This is a genomic window from Pseudomonas syringae (assembly GCF_001698815.1).
In the GTDB taxonomy this organism is placed as follows: Bacteria; Pseudomonadota; Gammaproteobacteria; order Pseudomonadales; family Pseudomonadaceae; genus Aquipseudomonas; species Aquipseudomonas syringae_A.
Genome location: NZ_LGSI01000071.1, coordinates 83,484 through 109,131 on the forward strand (window position 1 = coordinate 83,484; position 25,648 = coordinate 109,131).

Consider the following 25,648-nt stretch of genomic DNA (forward strand, 5'->3'; position numbering starts at 1 on the left):
AGGCTAGCACTCGATATTTGAAGACGTCCAAGGACGTCTTTTTTATCCTCCACCACAACCGTAATGGCCTGGATATTGCTCGTTACAATAGCCGTTCCACCCCTCGGGCATCTGCCCGTCGCATCTGCGGAAGTCCGATCATGAACAACTGGAAGGTCTGCACTGCGCAGCACCCGGCCGAACAACGCGAGGACATCTGGCAGCAGGCCCTACAACAGATATATCTGTCGGTTTCCCACTGGCCCCGCGATGGGGCATTGCTGGGCGAAGTGACCTACAACATCTCACCCCAAGGAATCGAATTCGTCACTCTGTCCGGCTCGGCCCAGCGGCTGGTCGGCGACTGCCCGCTACAGCCGGAGAGTCTCTGGCTCGCGCTGGTCATCGCCGGCGAGGCCCACGTGCAGATCGGCGAACAGATTACGCGGCTACAGGCCGGGGAAATCCTTTATGGCGCTACGGGCGGGGAGCGGGTTGCGCTCGATCTACGTAGCGACTTCCTGGTGCTGACCCTGGAAATTCCACATGCGCTGTTCTACAAGCGCTTGCTCAATCCACTGTCGATTCGCGCCGGGACCCTGGCCTGCGAGTCAGGGGTCAGCCGTCTCCTGGCGAGTTTGTTGAGCGGCGTGGCCCAGGAGCTGGGCAGCCTCGATGCGGTGGCGTTCCACCCGGTGGAATTGGCACTGACCGAATTGTTGATTCATGCCCTAACAGAGCAGACGTCGATCAATACGTTCCGGATTCCGGGCCATGCCAAACATTTTCAGGAAATCTGCCACTGCATCGAGTTGCACCTGGGCGATCCACAGCTCAATCTCGCAATGATCGCCGGGTACTGCCATGCATCGGCGCGCTATATCCAGAAAATATTCAAGGAGGCCGGGCTCGGTTTCAATCAGTACCTGCGCCGCCGACGTCTGGAACGCTGCAAGCGGGATATGTCGAGCCAGCTCAATGGCGGCCTGTCGATCACCGAAATCTGCCTGCGCTGGGGCTTCAACGATCTGGCGTACTTCAGCCGCTCGTTCACTGCCGAATATGGCATGGGTCCGAGGGCGTATCGCGCCCGCCAACTGGGACAGCAGGATCCGGCGTGAAAAGGCCCGGGACGGCGGGGCACCGTCCCCGGCGGAGTGATCAGGGCACGAAGCGCCCCGCGTAATAGACCAGTGGGGCGTTCTCGGGCATAACCTCGACCCGCACCGGACTGCCAATCAGAATGTCGTGATCGCCGCCGTCATGGATTGTCTCCAGACGGCACTCGATCCGTGCGCAGACCCGCTCGAGCAGCGGGCATCCGAGGACGCCCCGGGCATGAGCGATACCGGCGAACTGATCCTCGCCCTTGCGTCCGAAGTTGAGGGCCAGTTCGCCCTCACCGGCCGCCAGCATATTGACCGCGAAACATCCGCCATGACGAATAGCTTCGAGCGTGCGGCTGCGCCGATCCAGGCAGACAAGCAGCAACCGGGGCCGCAGGGACAGGCTGGAAAAGGCACTCACCGTGGTGCCCACCGTCCGCCCCATGGCATCGAGCGCGGTAATCACCGTAACACCTGCGGCGAACTGGCCCATGCTGCGTTTCCACTCATCCAGCGCCTGTTCTTCATCCTGGTAAACCCCGGCCGGGCCCTTGTGGATTGTGGTTTGCGTCATTAGTCCCGTCCTCCTGCCCGACCGCAAATGGCCAGGGCCGTCAATGCATAGATACGGGCGCTTTTTACCAGATCTTCCGGCGTCGGCAGGACTCTCGGCATGCCGCATGTCACTGCAGGAATACGCTGCATGTTGAATACATTGTGGTCACGCCACATGCTCGAATACACCGGATGGGCGCGCCGTAACGGCTCTCCGCATACACGTTGCGTCGCCCCCTGAAGCGCCGCTACCAGCGGCTCTACGGCGCGCTGATCGGCCTCGAAGCCATGTCGCAAGACTTGCGGCAGCACCGCGAACTCGCCCAGGTTCAGGCCGCGCAACAGAGCTTCGATATCGCGCATGACGGGCGCCAGGGTCTGGCGCGGCGTCAGGCCTATTTCCAGATAAAGCGAAAACACCTCGCTGCCGGCGCCAAAGGTATGCGGCATCCCGGCGCGCACCGCGTCGATCTGCACCTTGGGCACGGAGATACCGCCCGCGGACTCGTAACGGTGTTCGCGCTCGTACTCTATCCCCCAGGCGTGCAGTGCCTCGATCAGACGGCCACTGCGATAGATCGGGTTGGGATGCGCCAGCAGATCCTGTGGATGCTCCAGGGCCGGAGTAAAGGCGCCGTCACCGAGTAGATCGATACGCAGCAGTGCATACCCGCAACCCTGCCAGGTCACGCCAAAATCAGTGCCCTCGGCGGCAATGGCGTAGTCCGCTGCAACACCGCCGTGGTGGAACAGATAATGAGCACCAATGTCCTTGCCCAGGTTATCCACCCCGCGATGCTCCTCGATAGGTTCAGGGCCGATCTCGCCCGGGCAAGCGGTCAGATAGAGACGCCCGGCCAGCTCAATGCCGGCCTTGCGCAAGGCCTTGGCCGCAATCAGAAAACAGCTCATCGGCCCGCGATCATTGCTGATCGGGTAGCCGTGCAAGCGATTATCCTCGAGCCAGCAACGGGTCCACTCGGGGCGCAGGACACTGGCGTCACGGTACTTGTAACGATCCAGATCAGGGTCGAAGGTCGGGCTTTCGGTGTCTAGGTGCGCGGTAAACAGTAGATTAGCACCCACTCCGCGACCGCCGTACTCACCGATAATATTCGGCCGCTGCGGATTGATACCGACCGCGCGCGTGGCGAACCCCTCGGCCTGCAACCAGTCGCGAACGAATTCGGCTGCCTGCAACTCCTCGCCGGAGCGGCTGGGGATATTACCCAGCGTCAGTGCCAGCTCGGTCAGTTCGTCCATATCAATGGCCGCCTCGATGGCCGCCAGTTCCTGCTCGCTAACGTTATAGGGCGCCGGGCAACCGGTTTCGACAATCGGTTGGTCAGCACTGTTCAGGTTATGCATGGTCATGGCTCCAGGCCTGGATAAGTACATCCGTTTCAAGATTTATCGCAAAACTTTCGGCCAGCACCGCCAGACTGTGCCGATGGATCTGTGGGTCGTAGGCTGCACAGGCATCACTGGCCACGAACACCGCGAAGTCCTGATGGAAGGCATCGCGCACGGTAGAGTCCACGCAGCATTCGGTGGTGAAACCGCAAACAGCCAGGGTATCGATCCCCGTCGCGCGCAATCGAGTTGCCAGATCGGTACCGTGGAAGGCACTGTAGCGATGCTTCCACACCACCTGCTCACCCTCGTGCGGCTGGACGCCGAAGAACTCGGCGCCGGGCGAGAGTTCTACGCACAGGCTGTTGGCAACCTGCAGATCTTTGTCGCTACGCAGCAGCCGTTGCTGCCAGCTAGGTGGGCAGCCCTCCACCGACTGGGCCAGCCCTATGAAGTACACCGCCACCCCGCTGGCCCGGGCCTGCTCCAGCAACCGCTGGATTCTGCCCAGAGGTGCGGCCAGAGGCGCGACATCGACACCAAGGTTAGCCAAAAGACCATGGGGAGCGATGAAGTCGACTTGTGGATCGATGATGCACAAGGCCGTACGGGCTGGTGCCAGCCATTCCTGCAGGCTGTCGAGGTTCACGCAAACTCCGCGCGCAGTTGCGGCAGGATCTGCTCGCCGAATACCGTCAGACCCTCGACGTAATCAGGGAAGATCAGCATCACGCCGTCCAGTTCGGCATCTCGCAGCAGCTCGGACAATTGCCGGCGGCAGGTTTCCGGACTGCCGATGGCGGTATGGGTCATGAAGGCATTGCTGGCTCGTTCCACCATGGCGTTTTGGCCATCTGCCTCTATGCCAAAGCTGCGCATCATGCCGCGCACGGCCTCGACATCGAGGCCCGCACGATAATGCTCAGCAAGTTCCTGGGCCTCTTCATCGGTCGGCGCGCAGACAATGGTGGACATGCAGAAGGTCTTGATACTGGTTCCGTACTCGGCCGCCAAGCGCTTGGCGAGCAGGCTGATCTCGCGGGTCTGGGCATCATCCTTGCCGCCGATAAAGCACACATCGGTATGCTGCACGCTAAAGCGCAGACCACGCTCGGACTGGCCAGCACATACCAGATAGGGACGCGGGCTCGAGACTGGTCTGGGCAGCAGGGTACAGTCGTCAAGGGTGAAAAATTCGCCCTGCTCGCTGACATGCTCCTCACTCCACAGGCGCTTGATCATTCGCGTCCATTCCTGGGTCATAGCGTAACGCTGGTCGTGAGACAGCGATGCGTCCCACTCGCCCATCTGGCTGAACTCTTCCTTGAACGAACCGGAGACTATATTCAGCCCGGCGCGGCCATTGCTGATCTGGTCCAGGGTGGAGATCATTTTCGCGGTGACCGCCGGGTTGTGCAGGCCGGCATGCATGGTGGCAATGATCTTCGCGTTCCGGGTGACCTCGGCGATACCAGCCATCATGGTCACCGACTCCAGCGACGTGCCCCAGTGGCCGGTTTCACCGCCAAAGCCGCGCCACTTGGCCATCGACATAATGAAATCCATACCGATTTCATCGGCCAGTACTGCCGCTTCGCGGTTCTGCGTATAGGACGCATCCAAGGGGGGCGTGGTGGTGGAAATGATCCAGCCTCCCTTGGCGATAGGCAGGAAGACGCCGAATTCTTTGGTTGATTGGTTCATGGTTTTTACCCCGTTGCAAAAGTGCCCGTAGGCAGTGTCAGGAAAGCGCCGCTTGGGCCGAAGACGCCTGAGCCAGACGCGGCGGACGCATCGCCAGCGTAGCCAACAGGACCAGCGTCGGAACAATGGCAATAATCAGGAATGCCAGGCTGAAGCTGCCGGTGCCGTCCTTGATAGCACCCGCCAGAAAGGGCGAGAAGCAGGCCAGAGTGGAAATCAGGTTCATTACCGAGAACAGTTCCAGGTACGGACCGCGACCGAAGTAGTTCGACAACAGAATGCTGGTCGCCAGAAAGGTCATGCCGTAGCCAATGCCAATGCCGGCCGTAAACAGAATCAGGCTGGGCCAAGAACCGCCGGAGCTCAGGGCCAGCACGCCGATGATCATCAGCGCCAAGCTTCCGGCCAACAGCTTCTTCGGCTCGAAGAACTCGCCGACCACTCCACCGCTGACCCGCGAGAAGGCATTGATCAGGGCCTGGGCGCTAAGCAGGCTGGCGGCTATCTCGGCGCTGAAACCGCGGTCAGTCAGGTGCGCCACGGCGAAGCTGTTGACGGTGATGCCGCAGAGTAGAAACGAGGTGTAAGCCGCCGCAATCACATAGAACTGCCATGTACGCAGTGCTTGGCTCGCGCTCCAGACCTGGACAGTGCGATAGATCGCGCCGCGGTAGCCGACCTGACTTCGCTGGCTGATAGCATCCGCGTGGGCCTTCTCGCGCTCACCTTCCTGCAGGACCAGGCAGGTCAGCAACCCGGCGCCGGCAATCAGACCACCGCACAGTCCCCAGTGCATGCGCCAGCTCCCCCAGACCTCGACCGCCAGAAAGTAGATCCACGGTCCCACCACGCCGCCCAGCCCGCCCAGGGTAAAATAGACACCAAAGGCCAGCGATTGCTTCTCGAATAACCGACCAATCACGTGGGTGCCCGGCACGGTCGCGACAAAGCTGAAGCCGATGCCGAGCAGGGTCGTCCCCGCGAAGTAGGCGCCGATACCGTGAGCCGTGTACAAGCTGCCAAAGCCGGCCAGCAGAATCAGCGTGCCCAGAAACAGCGTGGCCCGGACCCCGACTTTACGAATGAGCAGCGCAGGCAAGTAGCTTGACAGCCCGCAGGCCAGCCCCAGCAAGGTGAAGCCCAAACCCGCATCGGCCCAGCTCCACTGCAGCTCCATGATCATGCTGGGCAGCACCACGCCCAGCGAAGTAAAAGTGGATGCGGTAATCAAAAAGAATAACAGGCTGAACAACAGCAATATGCTCCACTGATATCTTTTAGAGTAAGGCCTGTGTTGCGCATTCATATATAACCCCCTCCGACACCGATAATGGGTGCAGACTTTAATTCAAAAAAAACTGTAACGAATCAGGGCGCCATAACTGACCTGATTAGTTGGAAAGTCATCACTATCTTCGATCTTGTATTTATTCTTGATAGGGTTCAAAACAATACCCGTCCACAAGTGCCCCGGTGCCTGCCCGAATGCCTTACCCAAGTCGTAGTGTAGTTCTGGCTTGAAGTCGGTCACCTTGGCCTGACCACGACCGCCGAACGTATGATCGAAGGTCCCTACCACGCGGAAATCGCCATAGCGAGTACTGAACGGATAGCCGTAGTCGATATGGATGCGCCGATCGTTCCAACCCTGCTGCTCGTTGTGCTCAAAATAGTACATAGTGCGCAGCCAGCTAAAGCCGGGAACATCCCAGTCCAGCCCGAGACCTGGCATGTATTCATGGTGATAGCCCTTGGTTCGGGAGATCCACTGGGCGAAGCTGATATCCTTCAAAGGCCCGAAGGACAGGTCTTTGCCGAGAATTTTGCCAAAACTCAGGCGTGGTACGAACTTATAGTAATAGGTGCTCGATGTGCCTTGCTGGTTCGGCTCCATGGCGTTCTGCCAGATGCTATAAACATACATATCGCCGATGCTGTAGTCGCCAAATGCTTCGAAAATCGGCGAGATGGTTTTCTCTGGATCGATTTCATTGCCCGCCTGGGCATACAGGCTGGCATCGAACATCTGGAAATTGACGAAATCTCCCGCCTGAGCCTGATACGAGCTGGCCAACGCCGTGCACGCCATTGCCATCGCCGCTTTTCGGGCTCTAATCATATTATTCATTGGCTCACCCATAAAGTTACAAACACTCCACTTATGGAGCATTAGGATCATTCAACGGCAGGCATTCTTGATGTTCGGATCCTTGCTTTATCGACAGTGGCTTATTGTTCTAATACATATCGAAATTACTCTGCGTCCTGCCATTTAATATTAGCCAGGCGTGCAGAGGAAAACTTGTCCAAATCCGCATCACGATTTGCACTGTCTAGGCCACGTAAAGGGTGTTATCCCTATTCCCCTCGTGATCACGCGCCTACCCGTCACGGCTCGGTTCTTGCACTTTTGAGGCCTAAAGGTGTGCTTTGGTGGCAACACGCTGGAAAATTTCTATTGAGGATGATGGATGTTGATCACACGCTTGCATCGCACGATCGGTGTATCGAGTCGCTGGCTGGCGCCGTTGGCCAGACTCCCGCTGATCCTGTTCTCGGTCGCGGCGATGATTTTCGTACTGCTGCGCCTGCTACCTCTGGATCCGGTTGCCATGCTGTTGCCACCCAATGCCACGCCCGAACAGAGCACTCATTTAAGGCAGGCGCTCGGGCTCGACCGCCCGATAGCAGTGCAGTTTCTGTTCTGGTGTCGGCAGTCCGTCAGCGGTGACCTGGGGCAGTCGATCCAGTTTGGTGAAAGTGTCGCAACACTGATCCTGCGCACCTTGCCCGTGACTCTGCAACTGGTGTTCTTCAGCCTGGTTCTGGGGATCAGCCTGGGCATCGCCAGCGGGCTGGTGGCATTTCATTACCGGCAAACACCGCTGCGCGGCGCACTGGATCTGTGTAACAGCCTGGCTCTGGCCATCCCGGAATACCTCTGGGCCATTCTATTGATGCTCCTATTCGGTATTGCCCTGCGTTGGCTGCCCTTCTTCGGTCAGATCGATCCGCTGTTGATAGTGCCCCGACGCAGCGGATTTCTACTGCTCGATACCCTGCTGGCGGGCAACGGAGCGGCGCTGGGTAGCGCCCTCGCCCATCTTCTCCTGCCCGCAACGGCTCTGGCCATGGCCATCGCCCCGCCATTGATGCGAATTCTCTATTCAAGCCTGGATCAAGCCTATGCACAGGAGTACATCAACAACGGCCGGCTACGCGGCCTCTCGGAAAGCCGCCTTCTGCTGCGCCATGCGCTGGGCAATGCCTGGCTGCCGGTAGTCACGCTAATGGGCGTCCAAGGCGGATTACTCATCGGCGGCACCTTGCTGGTCGAGGTTATCTTCGGATTGCCGGGGCTCGGTAGCCTCATGATTGACGCCATCACCAGCCAGGACCTACCGCTGATCCAGGGCGTAAGCCTGGTCTATGCACTGGCGGTACTGCTAAGCAATACGCTGATGGAACTGTGGCTGATCCGCCTCGACCCACGCCTGAGAACGGAATGAGGACGGCATTGGGATGGCGGGTCTGGCTGGCTTTGGGCTATTGGCTGACCCTGGGGCTGATCGCCTGGCTGGCACCGGATATCGCCCCGCACCCGCCACAATTGCAGGATCTCGACCGGCCATTGTTACCGCCAGCCTGGCTGCCCGGCGGCGACTGGGATCTGCCGCTGGGCAGCGACTCCCTCGGCCGTTGCCTGCTATCGCGCCTGATCTTCGGCAGCCGCGTGGTGTTTGTCGTGGCACTGCTTGCTGCCCTCGGCAGTGCGCTGATCGGGACCACGCTGGGGCTGCTGGCCGGCTATATCAAAGGCTGGCCGGGACGGCTGATCGCCCTGTTGATGGATACCTGGATGGCGTTTCCCGCCGTGGTTCTGGCGATGCTGCTGATGGTCGCCCTGGAGCCGGGCTTCGCCAATGTGATACTTGCGATCATCCTGGTCGACTGGACCCGGTTCTGCCGAGTGATCCGCAGCGAGACACGGCAACTGGCGACTCGTGACTATGTACTGGCCGCCCGGATCACCGGGGCGTCGCCGCTGGCGGTGATCGGTCGCGATTTGCTGCCGGGGGTGATGCCTACGTTGATCGTCATGACCAGCCTGTCCATGGGCAGTGCGATTGTCACCGAAAGCATCCTTGCCTTCGTCGGTATGTCTGTGGACCCCGGCGTGCCCTCCTGGGGCACAATGATCGCCCAAGGCCTGGACAACGCCCTTAGCGCGCCGTGGCAATTGTTGCCGCCGCTGCTCGCGACCGTCAGCGCAATTCTTGCCAGCATCATGCTCGGCACCGGTTTACGCTATGCAAGCCGCGGTCCGGCAGCCTCGGGCGGAGTAACCGTGCCATGACGACTGCGCCTTTTTCCCTGCCTGCCGAAGTCCTGCTTGAAGTACGGCGGCTAAGTGTTCGCGGCCCGGTCAGCCTGGCCCTGCAGGACATCAGCTTCCGCCTGCACAAAGGCCGGATTCTGGGGCTGGTCGGCGAGTCCGGCGCGGGCAAGAGCCTGCTTGGCAAGGTTCTGGCCCGTGCCCTGCCCCAGGGTCTGCGGGTGGTCGAGGGCGATGTGCGTTTCGCCGGCGGCGACCTGCTGAGTGACCCACCAGCCGAACACCGGCAACGGCTGGGCAAGCGTATCTGTTTCGTGCCCCAGGATCCGGTTCAGGCGCTCGACCCGGTACTGCGTATCGGCCAGCAACTCGACGAGCACTTCCAGCGCCTTGGCCATTGCGCAACAAGTCGTGCCGCGCTGAGCCTCGGGGCGCTGAACAGCGTACGCATCGCCGAGCCGCAGCGAGTACTGCAGCAGTATCCGCATCAACTATCGGGAGGCATGTGCCAGCGGGTACTGATTGCCATGGCCTTCGCCAGTGGGCCCGACCTAGTGATCTGCGATGAAGCCACCACCGCGCTGGACCCTCCGAGCCGGCAGCATATCGTCAGCCTGCTACGCGACCTGCAGCGCCTGCACGGCACCGCCGTGCTTTTTATCACCCACGACCTGGGCCTGGCCTCGCAGCTCTGCGACGACCTGCTGGTGCTCTATGCAGGAACCACAGTCGAGTACGGCAGCGCCCGACAACTGCTCGATAACCCTCGTCATCCCTATACCCGCGCCCTGTTGCGCGCGCGGCCCTCGTTGCGCGGCCCTTGGCAGGCGCTACAGCCACTGGTGGGCCAGATGCCAGGGCTCGAGGGTCTGGCCGGACTGTCGGGTTGTCGCTTTGCACCGCGCTGTGCCCAAGCTTCCGATCACTGCTCCCAGGGGCCGATCGCACTGCAACATGAAGCCGACGGGCGTCGCCTGCGCTGCAATGGAGGGGTCGGTCAAGAGCCGGCACGGCACGACGTCAACCGGCTGAACGAACATTACGCCTTGGGCCTGCTGGGTAGCGAGACACCCTTTCTGCGGGTCGAAGGGCTGGCCCAGCAGCTTCGTCATGGGCGTTGGCCCTATGGCCGGCAGGTTCAGGTACTGGAAGATATCGACCTGACTATCGCGCCCGGCGAATTCGTCGGGCTGATCGGTGCCAGCGGCAGTGGGAAAACCAGCCTCGCGCGACTGTTGATGGGTTTGCAGGTGCCCAGCGCCGGACGTATCTTGCTCAACGAGCATCCGCTCAAGCAGGATCGTCATTCCTGGGAGCGGCGGCGCCAGGCTCTACAGCTAGTGTTCCAAAACCCGACAGCCGCCCTCAATCCGCGTCGTACCCTGGGCGATCTGCTGACCCAGCCGCTGGACCATCGCTCCGTGCTGCGCTCGGAGCGCGCCCGTCGAGCACTGGCCCTGCAGCGATCGGTTGGCCTGCCCTCAGGCATGCTCAATCGCCTGGCCGGCCAGCTTTCCGGCGGCCAGCGCCAGCGTGTCAACATCGGCCGAGCATTGTGCGTACTGCCACAACTGCTGATTGCCGATGAAATCGTTTCCGGACTGGACGCGTCGGTGCAGGCTCAAATTCTCAACCTGCTGCTGGAGCTGCGCCGCGAACACAAGATCGCCCTATTGCTGATCTCCCACGACTTGGCCGTAGTGCGCTACCTGTGTAGCCGTGTATTGGTCATGGATCAGGGACGCATCGTCGAAAGCGGCGAAACCGCCCGAGTGTTCGACCAGCCCCGACATCCCGTGACCCAGGCGCTGCTACGCGCCGCAGATAGCGAGACCGACCATGCTTGAACGCCGCGCCCTGCTTCGCGGGACCCTGCAGGGCTTGGCCCTGGCCGCACTGCCCAGGGCCATACTCGCCGAAAGCAGAGGCACGCCCGATGAACTGAGCATTGCCTACCCGACCGATATCAACGGCTGGGATCCGCTCGGGGTCAACCCGCTGCAATCGGCGCTGATCAAGTGCCTGTTCGACCAGCCGCTGACGGTCGACGACCAGTTGCGCTACGGTCCCAGCGTGGTCACGTACCACCGCTGGCTGGATACCCACTGCCGCACGCTGGAGCTGTGCCTGCGTGACGGAATCCGCTTCCATAACGGCGACCGATTGACCACTCGGGATCTGCGTTTCTCCTTCGTCGATCGCGCACGCCAGGCACCGGGATCGTTGCTGGCCGGTGTCTGGAGTGGTATCGAGGAGATCGAAATCCTCAGCGAGCAAAAAGCGATTATCCACCTGCGCTATCCCATGGCTTTCGCCCCGGCAATGCTCGCCGATGTACCGTCATACCTGGTTCCCGCCGACTATTATCAGACCGTGGGCAGTAGCGGATTCGCCAAGGCCCCGGTGGGGTCCGGTCCCTATCGCCTGGTCGAGTACCGGCAGGGCGAGCGGGTCGTCCTGGAGGCCAACCTCGACTACTGGCGCGGCCCGCCTCCGATACGCCGACTGGTCTTTCTAATCAGCCGCGATGCGATTGCCCGCGCCGCCATGCTCCAGGCTGGCAAGGCCGGGCTGACGATGAACCTGTCGGTCCGGGAAACCCGACGCCTGGGCAACCTGCCGGGGCTTGCCCAAAGCATTCGCCCCAGCACGGCCATCGTGCTGCTGCAAATGGTCAACCAGGGAGCCTTGCGCAATCGCGATGTACGACTGGCGCTGCACCATGCTCTGGATAAGCCGGCGATTTCCTCGGGGCTGTTCGGTGGTTGCGCGGTGCCTATCTGGGTACCCGCCGGCCCCGACATGCCAGGCCACGTCGAAGGTTTTCGCATCGACCACGATCCCGAGCGCGCACGGCAACTGCTCGCCGGCGCCGGTCATGGCCCGCAACGGCCCCTGCAGCTCAATCTCTACACCACCAAGGGCGCCCTGCCCGCAGATCTGGAAATGGCCCAGGCAGTCCAATACATGTGGCAAGCCATCGGCATCGAGGTACACCTCAAGGTCCTGTCACCCAGTCTGCTGATTGCCTACCAGAACCAGGGCCGCCTGGACGGACCGGTGCTGCGTGGCTGGAATCCTGCCGCCGGCGACCCGGCCACCTACTCGGGTTTTCTAATGCACCCGGCGATGAGTTTCGCCCTGTTCAAGAGCGACGATATAGCCGCACGCCTGGACCCGCTGATGGCTGAGCCGAACGATGAAATCCGTTTTGCCGGGTTCAGAAACTTTGATCGCTGGCAGGTGGAACAGGGCTACTCCATCCCGCTTTTCCAAAGCCCCGCGACCTTCGTCTATCGCGACGACCTGCACTTTACTGCCCATCCGAGCGGGCTGTTGTTTCCCACCGCGCTGGGCTGGTGCCACGACTAGAGCACTCACGTATCACGATACCTCTACGCGCAGACCTCGACGAAAAACTCATGGCTTTCCGGACGATACGGAAGAGGTACAGGTTGAGGATTTGTTAAACCGCGGATCGTCTCGGTCGGAGGGGGAGATGAGGAGTTCCACCTGGTAGAGCAAGCTTCGTACGGCGGACTAGTGGGAAACTCTCTTGCCTTGGTTTTCTGTATGTTTGAGGATCCAGCAATGGAAGTGGAAACACATCAATCGTGCTTCTTTAATACCCGATAAAGGGTATTTCTAGAAACGCCGAGAATCTGCGCAGCCTTACTGACATTGCCTTTAGTCTTGGCTAATGTTTCAAGAATATGCAGCTCTGATCGATCTCGCAAAGTGGCCATCTTGCGCACCACAAACGGCGCACTGATGTCAGCGCCGCTACCGGGCAGCATTCCTCGGGTGTAGAACACGATGCCGTTCTTGAGTTGGGCCTCGAAGCACTGACCATCGATCAGCAGATCATCCAGGAAGAGATCCGCCAGATTGCAGCGCTGGTGAAAGGGATCAATGTTATCCAGCATCTCGGCAGCACAGCGTGTCAACGACAGGATGTCCCCATAGCCGTTGATCGCTACTAGACCCGCGTGGTGCGTGTCGATGAATTCGAAGTCGTAGTGGATCCTGATCACTTGATTGGAGCGATGAGCGTCCATGAACAGCCTGTTCTCGACCTTTACCGCTGCGCTGAACAGTTTCTTTTCTACCAGGCTAGATTTGAACTCCTCACTACCGGTAATGTTCATGACCCCCATGACCGTTCCCCACGGGCCCCAAATCGGGACCGCGCAACAAAATAGACGAGAAAATTCCGACAGGTAATGCTCAGCCCCAACCAAAGTCAGAGGCCGCCGTTCCTGCAGGGCGCATGACGGTGCGGTCGTGCCGATGTCCGACTCGCTCAAGCGCCGGCCAACTTGCAGCGCGAAGGATCTCGACGCCGGGTTCGATCCGTGCCGAGCGCGGATGATGACCCCTTCTTCGTTGGTGACATAGACCACCCAATTTTCACCGCCGAACGAATTCCAGATCGAATCGATCGCCTGACCGACAACCGCGCTCAAATAGCGGTCCTGGTCGTCGATCAGGAACAACTGGGAATCTGGTGAAGCCAGCAACTGGTCCGAGGGATGAATGCCAAATCCATGACTGCGCCGCCACGACTCCACCAGGTATTCAGGGATGCCCATATGCCCTGCATCCCCGCCGCTAACGATGGCTTCCTTAGCGGTCCTCAGTCGGTCTGAGTAATCATCAGAAAATCCCCCAAATGCGTGCGACTTATCCATTATCGATTGATCAACCTTTGAACTGTTCAGTTTTGTAACACGAAAATCGTTAGCTGTACCAATAAGTGTCATCTTTGGGCTTTCGGATCAGACCCTAGCCCGATGGCCGCATGCGTCATCCTGTCGCACCATGCTTGAAAGCAATCGATACTCTCAGTCGACGGTGAACAAGCATGACAACGCAAAGTTTTGACGTAATTGTGGTGGGTAGCGGCGCGGCTGGATGCGTAGTGGCGAGCTACCTCGCCGAGCAGACCAAAGCCAGCATCGCGATCATTGAGGCCGGCGGAAAAGACGGCGACCCCCTGATCCACATCCCCGCAGGTTTCGGAAACATCCTTGCCCATGACAAGCATGTGTTCAAAGACAACACGATCCCCCAACACGGCAGCGAGCGGCGCTTTCGCTCTGGCAAGGTGTTGGGCGGCGGTACATCGGTCAATGCGATGTGCTACGTACGGGGCCAGAAGCGCGATTTTGATGGCTGGGAACAAGCGGCGCGCGGTGAAGGTGGGTGGTCGTACGCCAACATGTGGAAGGCGTTCATCGAACAGGAGAGCAATGACACCTTTCACAACGAGCATCATGGCATTCATGGCAACCTCGCCGTCCAGATGCCCAATGGCATCAATGAGCTCAATCAGTATTGCCTGAAAGCATTCCAGGAATATGGATTGCCTTACAACCCCGACTACAACGGTGACAGCCAGATCGGCGTCGCACCGGTGCAATCGAACATCAAGAACAAACGCCGCTGCAGCGCCGTGGAAGCGCACTTGCGTCGGCATCTGGACAGCGGTCGAATCACACTGTTGACCAAGACCACCGTCACTCGGGTGCTGTTCGAGCAAAATCGTGCTGTGGGCGTGCAAGCGCTGGTTGGCGGCCGCAGTACCGAGATCCACGCCACCCACGTGGTGCTGAGCGCAGGGGCGGTGCACAGCCCCAAAATCCTCATGCACTCAGGCATTGGTCCACGTGCACACTTGGAAGAGTTCGGCATCCCGGTAAAGATCGACCTGCCGGGCGTGGGCGAGAATCTGCACGACCACCCTATCGTTCCGCTCAGCGCCTATGTAACCGGCAACCTGGGTTATCAGAAAGCAGCCCAAGGCCTGGGCACGGTCAATGCCGGCCTGCGCTACATCCTGACCAAGGATGGCCCGGCCGCTGGCAATGGCATCGAGACGGTGACCTACTGGGACCCTCTGGATTTCAGCGCCGAACCCACCGTGCAGTGCTATCACGTGCCGATCATTTCCAAGGATGGCCTGAGCCCGACGGGTAGCCGCTCCGGCATCACCTTCGAGCTGGTGGTGCTGCAACCCAAGAGCCGGGGGTACATCCGTCTGGCCGACAGCGATCCAACCTCCATGCCCCTCATCCACCCCAACTTCATCGGCCATGAGTACGACCTCAAGGTCGCGGTGGAGTCGGTCAAAGCTATGCGTGAAGTCATGAAACAGGAATCACTGGCGCCGGTCATTGATGAGGAAGTCTCACCCGGCGCCCAGGTGCAGACTGATGAGCAGATCGCCGAATGGGTCAAGAGCGTCGCGACCACCATGTGGCACCCCGTGGGCACCTGCCGCATGGGATATGACGATGATGCTGTAGTCGATGCGCAACTGCGGGTCCACGGGGTCGACAACCTGCACGTAATCGACGCCTCAATCATGCCCAACATCACAAGCGGCAACACCAATGCACCGACCCAGGCATTGGCGCTGCATGGCGCGAAAATGCTCGTAGCCTCTTATTTCAAGCACTGAGACCCGCGCGACTTCCTGCAGCAGCTCTAGGAGATCTGCCCCATGAAATCAATCCGGAACCCGCTGGCCCACGCTGGGGCCTTGGCGTGCCTCGCGACTCTGGTCCCAGCTACGTGCATGGCGCTGGATGTCGACGGCGGTGACTACAACCCATTGCTGCCGGGCAGCAATATAGCTCTGCTCTACTACCAGCATGGCTACAGCCATAGCGCATACGGCCATGGTAACAATGTCGGGGGTGGCACCCATTTGACTCAGGACATCGGCATTTTGCGGATGATCCACTTCATGGAAATCGGCGGGCTCACCATCGACCCGCAATTTCTGCTGCCGTTCGGTCATGTCAACGGCAAGCAGGCAGGTAGCGATCTGGGCACCGGCAACGGCGTTGGCGATCTGATCCTCGCCAACACAGTGTGGTTAGTGAACCGGCCGGCATCAGGCACCTTTTTCGGGGTGACGCCGATGGTAACGCTGCCCATCGGAAGCTATGACAAGGACGACCCGCTCAACATCGGTGAGAACCGCTACAAGTACACCTTGCAACTGGGCTTCAGTCAGCGACTGGTCGACAAGGTAACCCTGGACTTGGTGTTCGACGGCACCCATTTCGGTGACAACGACCGTTATGGCAGCACCGGGGCAACGCTTTCGCAACGCACGCTGTACCAAGGGCAGACCATCCTGCGCTACAACCTGACCCCCAGCCTAGACCTGCGCACCTCCTACTCCCATGAGTGGGGTGGCGAGCAGTTCGTCGATGGTATGAGTCAAGGCCGCTCAGGGATAAACAAGTACACGATCGGCGCAGCGTACATGCTTCCCTCCAAAACCCAACTCATTCTCGGCTGGGGCCGCGACACGAGTGTCGACAACGGCTTCAAGATTCAAAGTCAACTTAACCTGCGCATTGCGCAATTCTTTTGAACATCGACGAGGTAATCGATCCATGAGCTTCCCGGATAACCACACTATCGACGCGATCTTCGCCCGTCAGAAAGCGTTCTTCGCTTCGCGCCAGACCTACGACATCGCTTTTCGCAAGCAAAGTTTGGAGCGCCTCAAGCAAGCGGTGCTCGACAATCGCGAACTGCTCTATGCTGCCCTTGACGCTGATCTGGGCAAACCCCGCGAACACGTCGATCTGGCGGAAATAGGCGCGGTACTGCACGAAATAGACTTCGCCCTGGAGCATCTGGACCAATGGGCCGTACCCAAGGAAGTGCCGACCGCGGAGATCATTGCTCCTTCGACGTGCTACGTCACCCAAGAACCCTTCGGTGTGGCCTACATCATCGGGCCTTTCAATTACCCGATAAACCTCACCTTGACGCCTCTGGTGGGCGCGATCATAGGGGGTAACACCACTATTTTGAAACCATCGGAGACCACTCCTGAAACCTCAGCGGTGTTGAAAAAGATCATCACCGAAGCGTTCGAGCCTGACTACATTGCCGTGGTGCAGGGTGGGCGTCAGCAGAACACCCATCTGCTCAGCCTGCCTTTCGATTTCATCTTTTTCACCGGCAGCCCCAACGTCGGCAAAGTGGTGATGCGCGCGGCCGCCGAGCACCTGACCCCGGTAGTGCTGGAACTCGGAGGCAAGTGCCCACTGATCGTGCTGCCCGACGCCAACCTGGATCAGGTGGTCGAGCAGTTGCTGTTCGGCAAGTTCATCAACAGCGGTCAGACCTGCATTGCTCCGGACTATCTTTACGTACAGGCCGACGTAAAAGAGCCGTTGCTGGCCAAGCTTGCGCACGCGGTCAAGCAGCAACTGCCCGATATCGACTCCACCGGCAAACTGGTGACCAGCCGCCAAGTCGAAAAACTTCAGGCACTGCTCGCCGACAGCAAAGGTCGCGTGCTGGTGGGGGGCGAGGCGGATCCTGCGCGCCGGGTGTTCAGCGCAACCGTAGTGGACCAGGTGCAGTGGAGCGATGCGCTAATGTCCGAAGAGTTGTTCGGGCCTATCCTGCCAGTGCTCAGCTTTGCATCGGCCGACGAGGCAATTGCCGCGGTGAATCTGTATCACCCCAAGCCTTTGGCGGTCTACGTCTTCACCCATGACCAGGCACAAGCTCAGACCGTCATCGACCAGATTCAAGCGGGCGATGCGCAGGTCAACGGTGTAATGCTGCACGCCTTCTCCCCTTACCTGCCTTTCGGTGGTGTTGGTAACTCGGGGATGGGTGAATATCACGGGCATTACAGTTTTCTGACGTTCACCCACAAGAAGTCGATACGCATCGTTCCTTAATCAAGGGTGCTATCAGATGTGGCGCAGTTGGTAATCGTCCCGCTGCGTCACCGTTGCATTGTGGAGGGCTCTTGTTGGCGTGTTATGCGATAGCAGTAGGTTGATACGCCAGTAAGGGCTTGCTCCCGGAAGGCCGAGGCTTTTTCTACGTCCCTCTTAACTTGATGAAATTTGGATTTGCTTCTCCGGCGACGGGAGTTGAATAGGACGCGACCGAAACAACTGCGTAAAAGCGCTCGTACTAAATCGTAGCGACGCGTGCCATATCCCTATGTCTACTTTTCACGCCTGTTCGATCATCTTGCATATCTAATCTTGAGACGCACAGGTGAACAGCGTCATGCTCCAAGCATTCTCGCCTTACATGCCCTTCGGCGCGAGTACCACGGCCATCACAGCTTCCTGACATTCACTCAGAAGAGGTCCGTGCGTATCGTCGCCTGATCGCCCCCTGCGCCCAATCGACCCTCCGTGCCTGATTCATCGGGCACGGAGCCTCTGCAGCCCTGCGTCGTCCCTGCCTGATCCCTCTCTCCAAGCGCGTAGCACACCTTCCTGCTTCAATCGCCGAGCCTTCCTTCGCTAAAACTCCCTCGATTACCCGATCACGATCCTGATTGTTCAGATACTGGACAGCTCCCCAGCCTCCGATCGTCCAGCTTTCCGACAACAGCTTTTTGAAAGTCCCGCGCCAGTGCGGTTCTGCGGTGTGGCACGGCACCTGCAATAGTCCACGTAGCACCTCCAACAACTGCACAATAAGAAGGAAGTGAACAATGAATCGATTGCTACCCAACGATCTGTGGCAGGAGCGCCTCTATGCCGGCGACTGGGAAGCCGGGGCGCTTCCATGCGTGGACGTTTTGTCGCCAGGCAGCGGACAGATACTCGGCACGCTGGCAATGGCAGACGGCGCGCAGGTACAACGCAGTTGCGAACGGGCCGTCGAAGCCCAGCGACAATGGTTTGCACTGCCCTATGACCAGCGGTCTTCAGTTCTGCGTCGAGCCGCACAGTTGGCCGAACAGTATCAGGATGAGATTATCGACTGGATCGTCCGCGAGAGCGGTTCGACGCGTCCCAAAGCAGCATTCGAAACCGCTGTCACCATCAAAGCGCTTCACGAAGCCTGCGCCCTGCCCTCACGCAGCCAAGGGGAAGTTCTGCCATCGCCAGCGGGTCGGCTGAGCCTGGCTCGGCGGCGCCCACTTGGCGTAATCGGGGTCATTTCACCGTTCAACTTCCCGCTCTATCTGGCCATGCGCGCCGTAGCTCCGGCACTGGCAACCGGCAACGCCGTGGTCCTCAAGCCGGACCCCCGTACGGCGGTGTGTGGCGGTTTTATCATTGCTCGCCTTTTCCAACTGGCTGGCTTGCCCGCCAACACCCTGCATGTGCTCCCTGGAGGAGCCGACGCAGGGTCCACACTTACAGCGTCCCCTCAGGTGGCGATGATTCAGTTCACTGGTTCCACCAACGCCGGACGCAAAGTGGGTGAAGCCGCCGGACGCCACCTCAAGAAGGTTTCACTGGAGCTGGGAGGCAAGAATTCGCTCATCGTGCTCGACGACGCAGATCTGGACCTTGCGATCGCCAATGCGACGTGGGGGGTGTATCTGCACCAGGGCCAGATTTGCATGTCGACCGGACGTCTCCTGGTACAACGAGGCATCTATGACCGTTTCCTTGAGCAACTGGTGCGCAAGGCTCAGAGCCTGACCGTTGGCGATCCTGCAAGCGGCGAAGTTCACCTGGGACCTCTGATTAGTGCGCAGCAGTGCACTAGCGTCCTGCGAATCGTTCGGGCCGCCCAGGCTGCTGGTGCCCAGGTGGAAATCGGTGGAGCGGCTGACGGCTTGTTCTTTCAACCCACAGTGCTGAGCGGCGTCGACCAGAAGAACCCCGCCTTCCATGAAGAGATATTCGGGCCTGTTGCCGTGGTGGTCCCGTTCGATACCGACGATGAAGCCGTGAGGCTGGCCAACGATACCGAGTACGGCCTTAGCGCCGCAGTCCTTTCGCGTGATGTCGGGCGGGCACTCAAGCTGGGCGAGAAGTTGCGCACCGGACTTCTGCACATTAATGATCAGACAGTCAATGATGAAGTTATCAACCCGTTCGGAGGCGTCGGCGCGTCGGGCAATGGCACGAGCATCGGCGGTGCTGCGAACTGGGAAGAATTCACGCAATGGCAATGGCTCACCCTCAAAGGTGAAGCACCGGCCTACCCCCTGTAAAAACGGAGAACAACAATAATGAACACCACTGTATTTCGCCCCATTCGTGCCGCAGTCACTCGAGGTAAAGGCGCGCCCTTCGTGCTTGAATCTGCGCAGATTCGCGCACCCATCGGTGATGAAGTGCTAGTGCGCATCGTCGCCACCGGTATGTGCCATACCGACATGATCGTGCGTGATCAATATTATCCGGTCCCCCTTCCTGCCGTGCTAGGCCATGAAGGCGCAGGCATCATCGAGGCGGTAGGTCCTCTGGTCGTGGATCTGGCCGTCGGCGATCACGTCGTGATGACATACGGCTACTGCGGCCACTGCCTCTCCTGCGACACCGGCCAGGCAGCGTACTGCAAGGAGTTTTTCGGGCGCAACTTCAGTGGCGCTGGACCAGACGGCCAGAATGCGCTGCAGGATGAGCACGGAGCTGTGCTGCACGATCACTTCTTCTCTCAATCGTCCTTTGCAACCTATGCCTTGGGCCGAGAAAACAACACAGTCCGCGTTCCCAAAGAGGCGCCCATCGAACTGCTCGGCCCTCTGGGGTGCGGAATCCAGACGGGTGCCGGTGCCGTCATCAATTCGCTTCGTGTCACACCTGGCAGTGCCTTCGCCGCGTTCGGCGGCGGAGCCGTGGGGCTTTCCGCTGTGCTGGCAGCGCAAGTCGCCGGAGCTGGCACCATCATCGCAGTCGATGTCGTGCCTTCGCGTCTGAAGCTGGCGCTGGAGTTGGGCGCCACGCATGTGGTGAACAGCCGTGAGACGGACCCGGTTGCCGCGGTTCGCGAAATCACCGGTGGTGTGCAGTTCGCTTTGGAGTCGACAGGTCGTCCTGAAGTCCTTCGCCAAGCTGTAGACGCCCTTGGCAGTCGAGGCGTGCTGGGCGTGGTCGGCGCTCCCCCACTGGGGACCACTGCACAATTCGACGTCAACGACCTACTGCTGGGGGGCAAGTCCATTCGGGGCATTGTTGAAGGCGACAGCATTCCCAAGAAATTCATTCCAGAACTTGTGCAGTTGTACCTACAAGGACGATTCGCCTTCGACAAACTCGTCAAGTTTTACAACTTCGAGGAGATTAATCAGGCCGCCGAAGACAGCGAGAAGGGTCTCACGTTGAAGCCGATTATCCGCATTCAGCGCTGACAGATAGTGGCCGCTCGACAGGGCGGCCATTTCCAACAAGAAGAAACAGGACCTTTCCCGTGAAGCATACATCTCGCTATGCATTTGGCCTTGCGGCCTGCACCCTTCTGACTGGCAAAGCCTTTGCGGTCGACGTCAACGCTGGTGATTACAACGCCGCCCCACCCGGCACCAACATCGCGGCCTGGTATCAACAATGGGGACATGCCGATCGGTTCAACGGCGATGGCAGCCCTGATGCGACTCGCTCAACCGGGCTGCGGTCCAACATCAGCATCCTACGTCTTATTCACTTCATGGATTTGGGCGGTATCACCATCGACCCGCAGATCCTTCTGCCCTTCGGCCATGTTTACGACGTCAAGGTCGGCGGGCAAAAGCTAGGCAGCAACAGCGGTATCGCCGATCCCATCGTCGGCGCGACCTTCTGGCTCGTCAACCAGCCTAATGCAGGTGCCAGTGGCCGCTATTTCGGTATCACTCCGTTGATCTACCTGCCATGGGGTCAATACGACCGCCATAACGCGGTGAACTTGGGAGAAAATCGTTTCAAAGGTGACTTGCAAGTCGGCTGGGTCGAACCGCTATGGGGCAAATGGGGGATGGAGCTCTATGGCGATGCAGTTTTCTATGGGCCCAACAATGATGCGGGCACCGGCAGCCAGACGCTGCGTCAGGATCCGACCTATCAGATTCAGGCCAACCTGCGCTACGACTTCAACCCCACCCAACGGCTAGCTCTAGGTTTTTCCGCGACCGATGGCGGCAAGCAATACATTTCTAACGAATACACCGGGCAGAAAACCGAAGTGCAACAAGTGCGTTTCGAATTCCAGCAGATGGTCACCTCGAGCCTGCAGCTCAGCACGCAGTTGACCCATGACACGCGCGTGGTGGGTGGGTTTCGCGAAGACACAGGAGTAAATTTGCGCGCTCTGCTATTGTTTTGAGGCCTAATCCCGCGCCTTGACTGAGCACCGCGACACAGCAGAATCTGCTGACGCTTCAACTGCTGTGTCGCCATAACAATAAGGTCTGCCCATGGATACCCTTCAATTCGACTTGCAAACCGCTCGGGCCCTTTTCTCCGAGGGAGCCCCTCTCCCCGTCGGGCTTCTGCCTGAAAGCATCGCCCGCTCTTGGACCCGCTCGCGTGACGCAGGACTGTTGCCGCACACCCCGGGCCTTCGGGGGGCGGACCTTGACTTTGCGGCGCTGACTGATCATGACCATCATCTGGCCGAGCACGCACGTCCGGAAATGGAACGGCTCTGGCAACTGATTGGAGACACCCACTGGATGTTGTTCTGCGTCAATCCGCACAACCGGATTGTGCATACACGGCAGCCCCAGGGCAGCCAGGGTCCCTTGCTGCTGCTCCAGCCTGGCCGCCGCGTCGCTGAATCGGACGTCGGCACGACCGCGCCTGCCTGCACGCTGGCAGAAGGCATCCCGACGGCGGTGGTAGGCAATCAGCATTACCTGCAGGAATTCGAGCGTTTTTTCTGTGTCAGCGTCCCGGTGCACGGCCTAAGCGGAGAAGTGCTCGGTGCGCTCGACTTGACAGGAATCGGCAGCCGCAACGCGGGCACGATGCTTGAGCGTCTGAATCATGCGGCGAAGGCCACTGAAAATCATATGTTCGACGGGCTGGTCGGCTGTCGGGTCATTGCCCTGCAGCACGACCCTCGCCTGTTGGGCACGCCGTTGCAGGCATTGCTGGCGATCCGCGAAGACGGGAGCATCGAGGCGGCCAACAGAGCTGCGCAACGGTTGTTGGGCATCGAACATTACCGCCCTCGCGCACTGACGCTTCACGACCTGTTCGAGCCGGCCAGCCAGCGCCAAATAGACCAGGACATCCAACTGCTGACACTGACCGATGGCGTACGGGTCTACGGTAAGATACAGACGCCGGCGGCCATCAAATCCAGGCTTGCACGCCCCTCTCGCTCGCCACTGGGTGGCGATCCCAGGGTCAACGAACAGTTCGACGCAGCAGGAAAAGCCTTCCTGGCAGATCTCCCGGTGCTGATTCTAGGAGCGACGGGGACGGGAAAAGAGGTATTTGCCCGCGCCCTGCATCAACGCTACACGCCCAACGCTCCGTTCATTGCAGTGAACTGCGCAGCCATCCCCGACAGTCTGATCGAAGCGGAGCTTTTCGGTTACAGCGAAGGAAGTTTCACCGGCGCGCGCAAAGGCGGCTCCACTGGCCTGCTGGAGGCTGCGAACGGGGGGACGTTGCTGCTCGATGAAATCGGTGACATGCCGCTTACCTTGCAGACCCGCTTACTGCGGGTGCTGCAAGATCGGCGCATCACGCGCTTGGGAAGCAGCGAGGCACGCCCTTTCAGTGTACGGATCGTTGCTGCCACCCATTGCGCGCTTTCCGAGCAGGTTGCTCGCGGTTTGTTTCGCGAGGATCTTTATTACCGGCTCGACGGGTTCCGCGTGGAATTACCTCCTCTCTCTCAGCGTGTCGACATTGTTCAATTGATCGACAGCGCAATTGCCCGACATGGCACCTTGCAACCAGATGACGCCGCCCGCGCGTTGCTATGCGATTACGCCTGGCCCGGCAACCTGCGTCAGTTGGATCACGTGATTCGCAGGGCCGTTGCGCTGTCTACCGGAGAGTTGTTGATCCGTACGCACCATTTACCCCCTGAGTTACACTGCTCTGGCCAGCCTAATGCGGCCATGCAGCGGCTCGCGGACACCACTCGACAAGCCATCGAGCGAGCCCTGCTGGCCAATGCGGGCAACGTCAGCGCGGCGGCGACCCAATTGGGCATTTCACGCACTACCTTGTATAAACGGCTGGGCCGCTAGCCGCAGCCCGGATGTTAACGCGACGCCGTGGTCTCAATGCAGCTTCATACGGGGGGTGATTCTTGCACCCGATGCGGTCACCGAGCATCAGCAAGCCTGTACGGGAAACACCGTACAGCACGAGCTGGTGCATGCGGTAAAGCGATACATAGAACATTCGGGCAAGCCAACCCTCCACTTTCACTGTCCCCATCACACGCCCCATGAGGTTGCCAACGGCGCTATCTGTCGAGTGAAACCAGCGAGCCGTAATCCTCACACCGATAGTCGTCGATGGGTTTACCCGCAGAGCGGTTCTTCAACGAGATGGCAAGCAACGATGCCTGTTGGTGCGAGGTTTAAGCTCTGAGCGGGACATTTTTCGCTGCCTGATGCCATCGGGCACGCGGCCCAGTCGCCCAGGGCGAAGACGCTCTGGTGGTACGTGGTCTGCAGGTTCTGTTTGACGATCAGTTGATTGATGCGGTTGGTCTAATGGCCATCCAGTTGCGCAGGATACCCTGGCCCGCGAATGCCCGCGGCTCAGCCCTTTAGCGTTGCCGGAATAAACGTCCCGTCGCTGATCACCATGTCTCGGGCGTTGATTTCTTTTACGGGCGAGGACGTGCGCACCAGAACGCCGAGCTTCTCCGGCTCACGCATCACCGAATAACCAAAACGCTCCGGCAGCGCCGACAGAACCCGTGGGCCGTCCTCAACGAGGTTGATGCGCATGTTTTGCGGTTCAATCGACTGTCAGCTTTGGGCCGATTCTGTTGAAAAAGTAGACCTCCTGCCTGGCCTGCTGCAAAATCAGGTCATCGGCCAGCGGGAGGATTCGCAGCATGATGGGACAATTGTCGAGGGACAAGAGCGACTGTTTTACTCGTTCAATATTGAAGATCACATCCCGGCCAATCACCTCCTGCGCAACATTGATCGATGCCTCGATCTAAGCGATCTGCGCCATTATCTCTCCGATTTTTATAGCCCAATCGGGCGTCCATCGATTGATCCCGAACTGATGATTCGCCTGTTGGTCGTGGGCTACTGCTACGGCATTCGTTCCGAACGTCGGTTGTGCGAAGAGGCTCATTTGAACCTGGCGTATCGCTGGTTCTGCCGTTTGAGTCTTGAAGACGAAGTCCCCAATCACTCTACATTTACCAAGAATCGCCACGGTCGTTTTCGTGACAGCTCGCTGTTTCGCTGGCTGTTCCACGAGGTGCTGCGTCGCTGCATGGACGCAGGTCTGGTCAAGGCGAAGGTTTTGCTGTGGACGCCAGCGTTATCAAGGCTGATGCCAGTCGGCAACGCGGCGTACCTGGCAATGAAGAGATCAATTGGAGCGATCCGTCGCTAAGTACTCGCGCCGTGCGAGAGTACCTTGAAGCGCTGGGTGAAGAAGCTTTGGCCGAAGCACTGCCCAAGCGCCTGTCGCTGACCGATCCACTTGCACGTTGGACCGCTGCGCCAGGAGGTCCAGCGTTTTTCGCTTACTCGACGAACTATCTGATTGATGTCGAGCATGGCGTGATCATGGACGTGGAGCCGACGCCAGCGCATCGAACTGCCGAGGTCGAGAGCACCAAGATCATGATTGAGCGGGTCGAAGAACAGTTCGACATCAAGCCGGATCGGCTCATCGGCGATACCGCTTATGGAACCGCCCCGATGCTGGCCTGGATGGTCGACGAAAAA

General features: G+C 59.5%; 20 protein-coding genes and 1 pseudogene. 13 read left to right on the forward strand and 8 right to left on the reverse strand.

Annotated elements, in window-relative coordinates; genetic code table 11:
• Nucleotides 1-140: 140 nt before the first annotated feature.
• Nucleotides 141-1,100 (forward strand): AraC family transcriptional regulator, encoded by a 960-nt coding sequence (locus AFK24_RS26750; protein ID WP_065836107.1) that lies wholly within the window; start codon nt 141-143, stop codon nt 1,098-1,100.
• A gap of 40 nt (nt 1,101-1,140) precedes the next feature.
• Here the strand turns inward: AFK24_RS26750 and AFK24_RS26755 are convergent, their stop codons facing one another.
• The 6 genes from AFK24_RS26755 to AFK24_RS26780 form a co-directional block, all read right to left on the reverse strand.
• Entirely contained in the window at nt 1,141-1,659 is a 519-nt protein-coding gene (locus AFK24_RS26755) for a flavin reductase family protein (protein WP_080482332.1), read from the reverse strand.
• Complete coding sequence (locus AFK24_RS26760) at nt 1,659-3,008, reverse strand: peptidase M20 (RefSeq protein WP_065836108.1); 1,350 nt, start codon at nt 3,006-3,008, stop codon at nt 1,659-1,661. Before AFK24_RS26760 ends, AFK24_RS26755 begins: the two co-directional genes overlap by 1 nt.
• Entirely contained in the window at nt 3,001-3,642 is a 642-nt protein-coding gene (locus tag AFK24_RS26765; protein WP_065836109.1) for a cysteine hydrolase family protein, read from the reverse strand. The genes AFK24_RS26760 and AFK24_RS26765 overlap by 8 nt, the downstream gene beginning before the upstream one ends.
• Nucleotides 3,639-4,697, reverse strand: coding sequence for an LLM class flavin-dependent oxidoreductase (locus tag AFK24_RS26770; protein WP_065836110.1), 1,059 nt, complete (start codon nt 4,695-4,697; stop codon nt 3,639-3,641). Before AFK24_RS26770 ends, AFK24_RS26765 begins: the two co-directional genes overlap by 4 nt.
• Nucleotides 4,698-4,734: 37 nt before the next feature.
• Nucleotides 4,735-5,949, reverse strand: a complete 1,215-nt coding sequence (locus AFK24_RS26775; RefSeq protein ID WP_205884886.1) for a CynX/NimT family MFS transporter — start codon at nt 5,947-5,949, stop codon at nt 4,735-4,737.
• A 96-nt stretch (nt 5,950-6,045) separates the two neighbouring features.
• Entirely contained in the window at nt 6,046-6,825 is a 780-nt protein-coding gene (locus tag AFK24_RS26780; RefSeq protein ID WP_205884887.1) for an outer membrane protein OmpK, read from the reverse strand.
• Between the two features lie 343 nt (nt 6,826-7,168).
• Here AFK24_RS26780 and AFK24_RS26785 point away from each other — a divergent pair, with 343 nt between their 5' ends.
• Genes AFK24_RS26785 through AFK24_RS26800 form a run of 4 tightly spaced genes read left to right on the forward strand, consistent with a single transcriptional unit; the run spans nt 7,169 to nt 12,405 of the window.
• A complete protein-coding gene (locus tag AFK24_RS26785) occupies nt 7,169-8,206 on the forward strand; it encodes an ABC transporter permease (protein WP_065836113.1) in 1,038 nt (345 codons plus the stop codon).
• Nucleotides 8,203-9,054 carry an ABC transporter permease gene (locus AFK24_RS26790; protein ID WP_065836114.1) on the forward strand — a complete coding sequence of 284 codons (852 nt, stop codon included), beginning with the start codon at nt 8,203-8,205 and terminating at the stop codon, nt 9,052-9,054. The genes AFK24_RS26785 and AFK24_RS26790 overlap by 4 nt, the downstream gene beginning before the upstream one ends.
• A complete protein-coding gene (locus tag AFK24_RS26795; protein WP_065836115.1) occupies nt 9,051-10,880 on the forward strand; it encodes an ABC transporter ATP-binding protein in 1,830 nt (609 codons plus the stop codon). The genes AFK24_RS26790 and AFK24_RS26795 overlap by 4 nt, the downstream gene beginning before the upstream one ends.
• A complete protein-coding gene (locus AFK24_RS26800; protein ID WP_065836116.1) occupies nt 10,873-12,405 on the forward strand; it encodes an ABC transporter substrate-binding protein in 1,533 nt (510 codons plus the stop codon). Before AFK24_RS26795 ends, AFK24_RS26800 begins: the two co-directional genes overlap by 8 nt.
• Nucleotides 12,406-12,641: 236 nt before the next feature.
• On the opposite strand, the gene AFK24_RS26805 is transcribed toward AFK24_RS26800, so the two are convergent.
• The gene (locus tag AFK24_RS26805; RefSeq protein ID WP_080482333.1) at nt 12,642-13,796 is read right to left on the reverse strand and encodes a helix-turn-helix domain-containing protein; all 1,155 of its coding nucleotides are present in this window, start codon (nt 13,794-13,796) and stop codon (nt 12,642-12,644) included.
• Between the two features lie 101 nt (nt 13,797-13,897).
• Here AFK24_RS26805 and AFK24_RS26810 point away from each other — a divergent pair, with 101 nt between their 5' ends.
• The 7 genes from AFK24_RS26810 (at nt 13,898) to AFK24_RS26840 (ending at nt 23,968) form a co-directional block, all read left to right on the forward strand.
• Complete coding sequence (locus tag AFK24_RS26810) at nt 13,898-15,496, forward strand: GMC family oxidoreductase (protein WP_065836118.1); 1,599 nt, start codon at nt 13,898-13,900, stop codon at nt 15,494-15,496.
• Nucleotides 15,497-15,613: 117 nt separating this feature from the next.
• On the forward strand, nt 15,614-16,423 hold the full coding sequence (locus AFK24_RS26815; protein ID WP_170826404.1) for a transporter: 810 nt from the start codon (nt 15,614-15,616) through the stop codon (nt 16,421-16,423).
• Nucleotides 16,424-16,445: 22 nt separating this feature from the next.
• A complete protein-coding gene (mdlD, locus tag AFK24_RS26820) occupies nt 16,446-17,756 on the forward strand; it encodes an NAD(P)-dependent benzaldehyde dehydrogenase MdlD (protein ID WP_065836120.1) in 1,311 nt (436 codons plus the stop codon).
• Between the two features lie 776 nt (nt 17,757-18,532).
• Nucleotides 18,533-19,993 carry a benzaldehyde dehydrogenase gene (locus AFK24_RS26825; protein ID WP_065836121.1) on the forward strand — a complete coding sequence of 487 codons (1,461 nt, stop codon included), beginning with the start codon at nt 18,533-18,535 and terminating at the stop codon, nt 19,991-19,993.
• Nucleotides 19,994-20,011: 18 nt separating this feature from the next.
• Entirely contained in the window at nt 20,012-21,133 is a 1,122-nt protein-coding gene (locus tag AFK24_RS26830) for an NAD(P)-dependent alcohol dehydrogenase (RefSeq protein ID WP_065836122.1), read from the forward strand.
• Between the two features lie 59 nt (nt 21,134-21,192).
• The gene (locus AFK24_RS26835; RefSeq protein ID WP_065836123.1) at nt 21,193-22,083 is read left to right on the forward strand and encodes a transporter; all 891 of its coding nucleotides are present in this window, start codon (nt 21,193-21,195) and stop codon (nt 22,081-22,083) included.
• 349 nt (nt 22,084-22,432) lie between these two features.
• Nucleotides 22,433-23,968 carry a sigma-54-dependent Fis family transcriptional regulator gene (locus AFK24_RS26840; protein ID WP_240500464.1) on the forward strand — a complete coding sequence of 512 codons (1,536 nt, stop codon included), beginning with the start codon at nt 22,433-22,435 and terminating at the stop codon, nt 23,966-23,968.
• Nucleotides 23,969-24,490: 522 nt separating this feature from the next.
• Here AFK24_RS26840 and AFK24_RS26845 read toward each other — a convergent pair.
• Entirely contained in the window at nt 24,491-24,682 is a 192-nt protein-coding gene (locus tag AFK24_RS26845) for a hypothetical protein (RefSeq protein WP_065836125.1), read from the reverse strand.
• Between the two features lie 110 nt (nt 24,683-24,792).
• Between AFK24_RS26845 and AFK24_RS26850 the strand changes: the two are divergent.
• Nucleotides 24,793-25,648: pseudogene (locus AFK24_RS26850) on the forward strand (transposase); the annotation flags it as partial.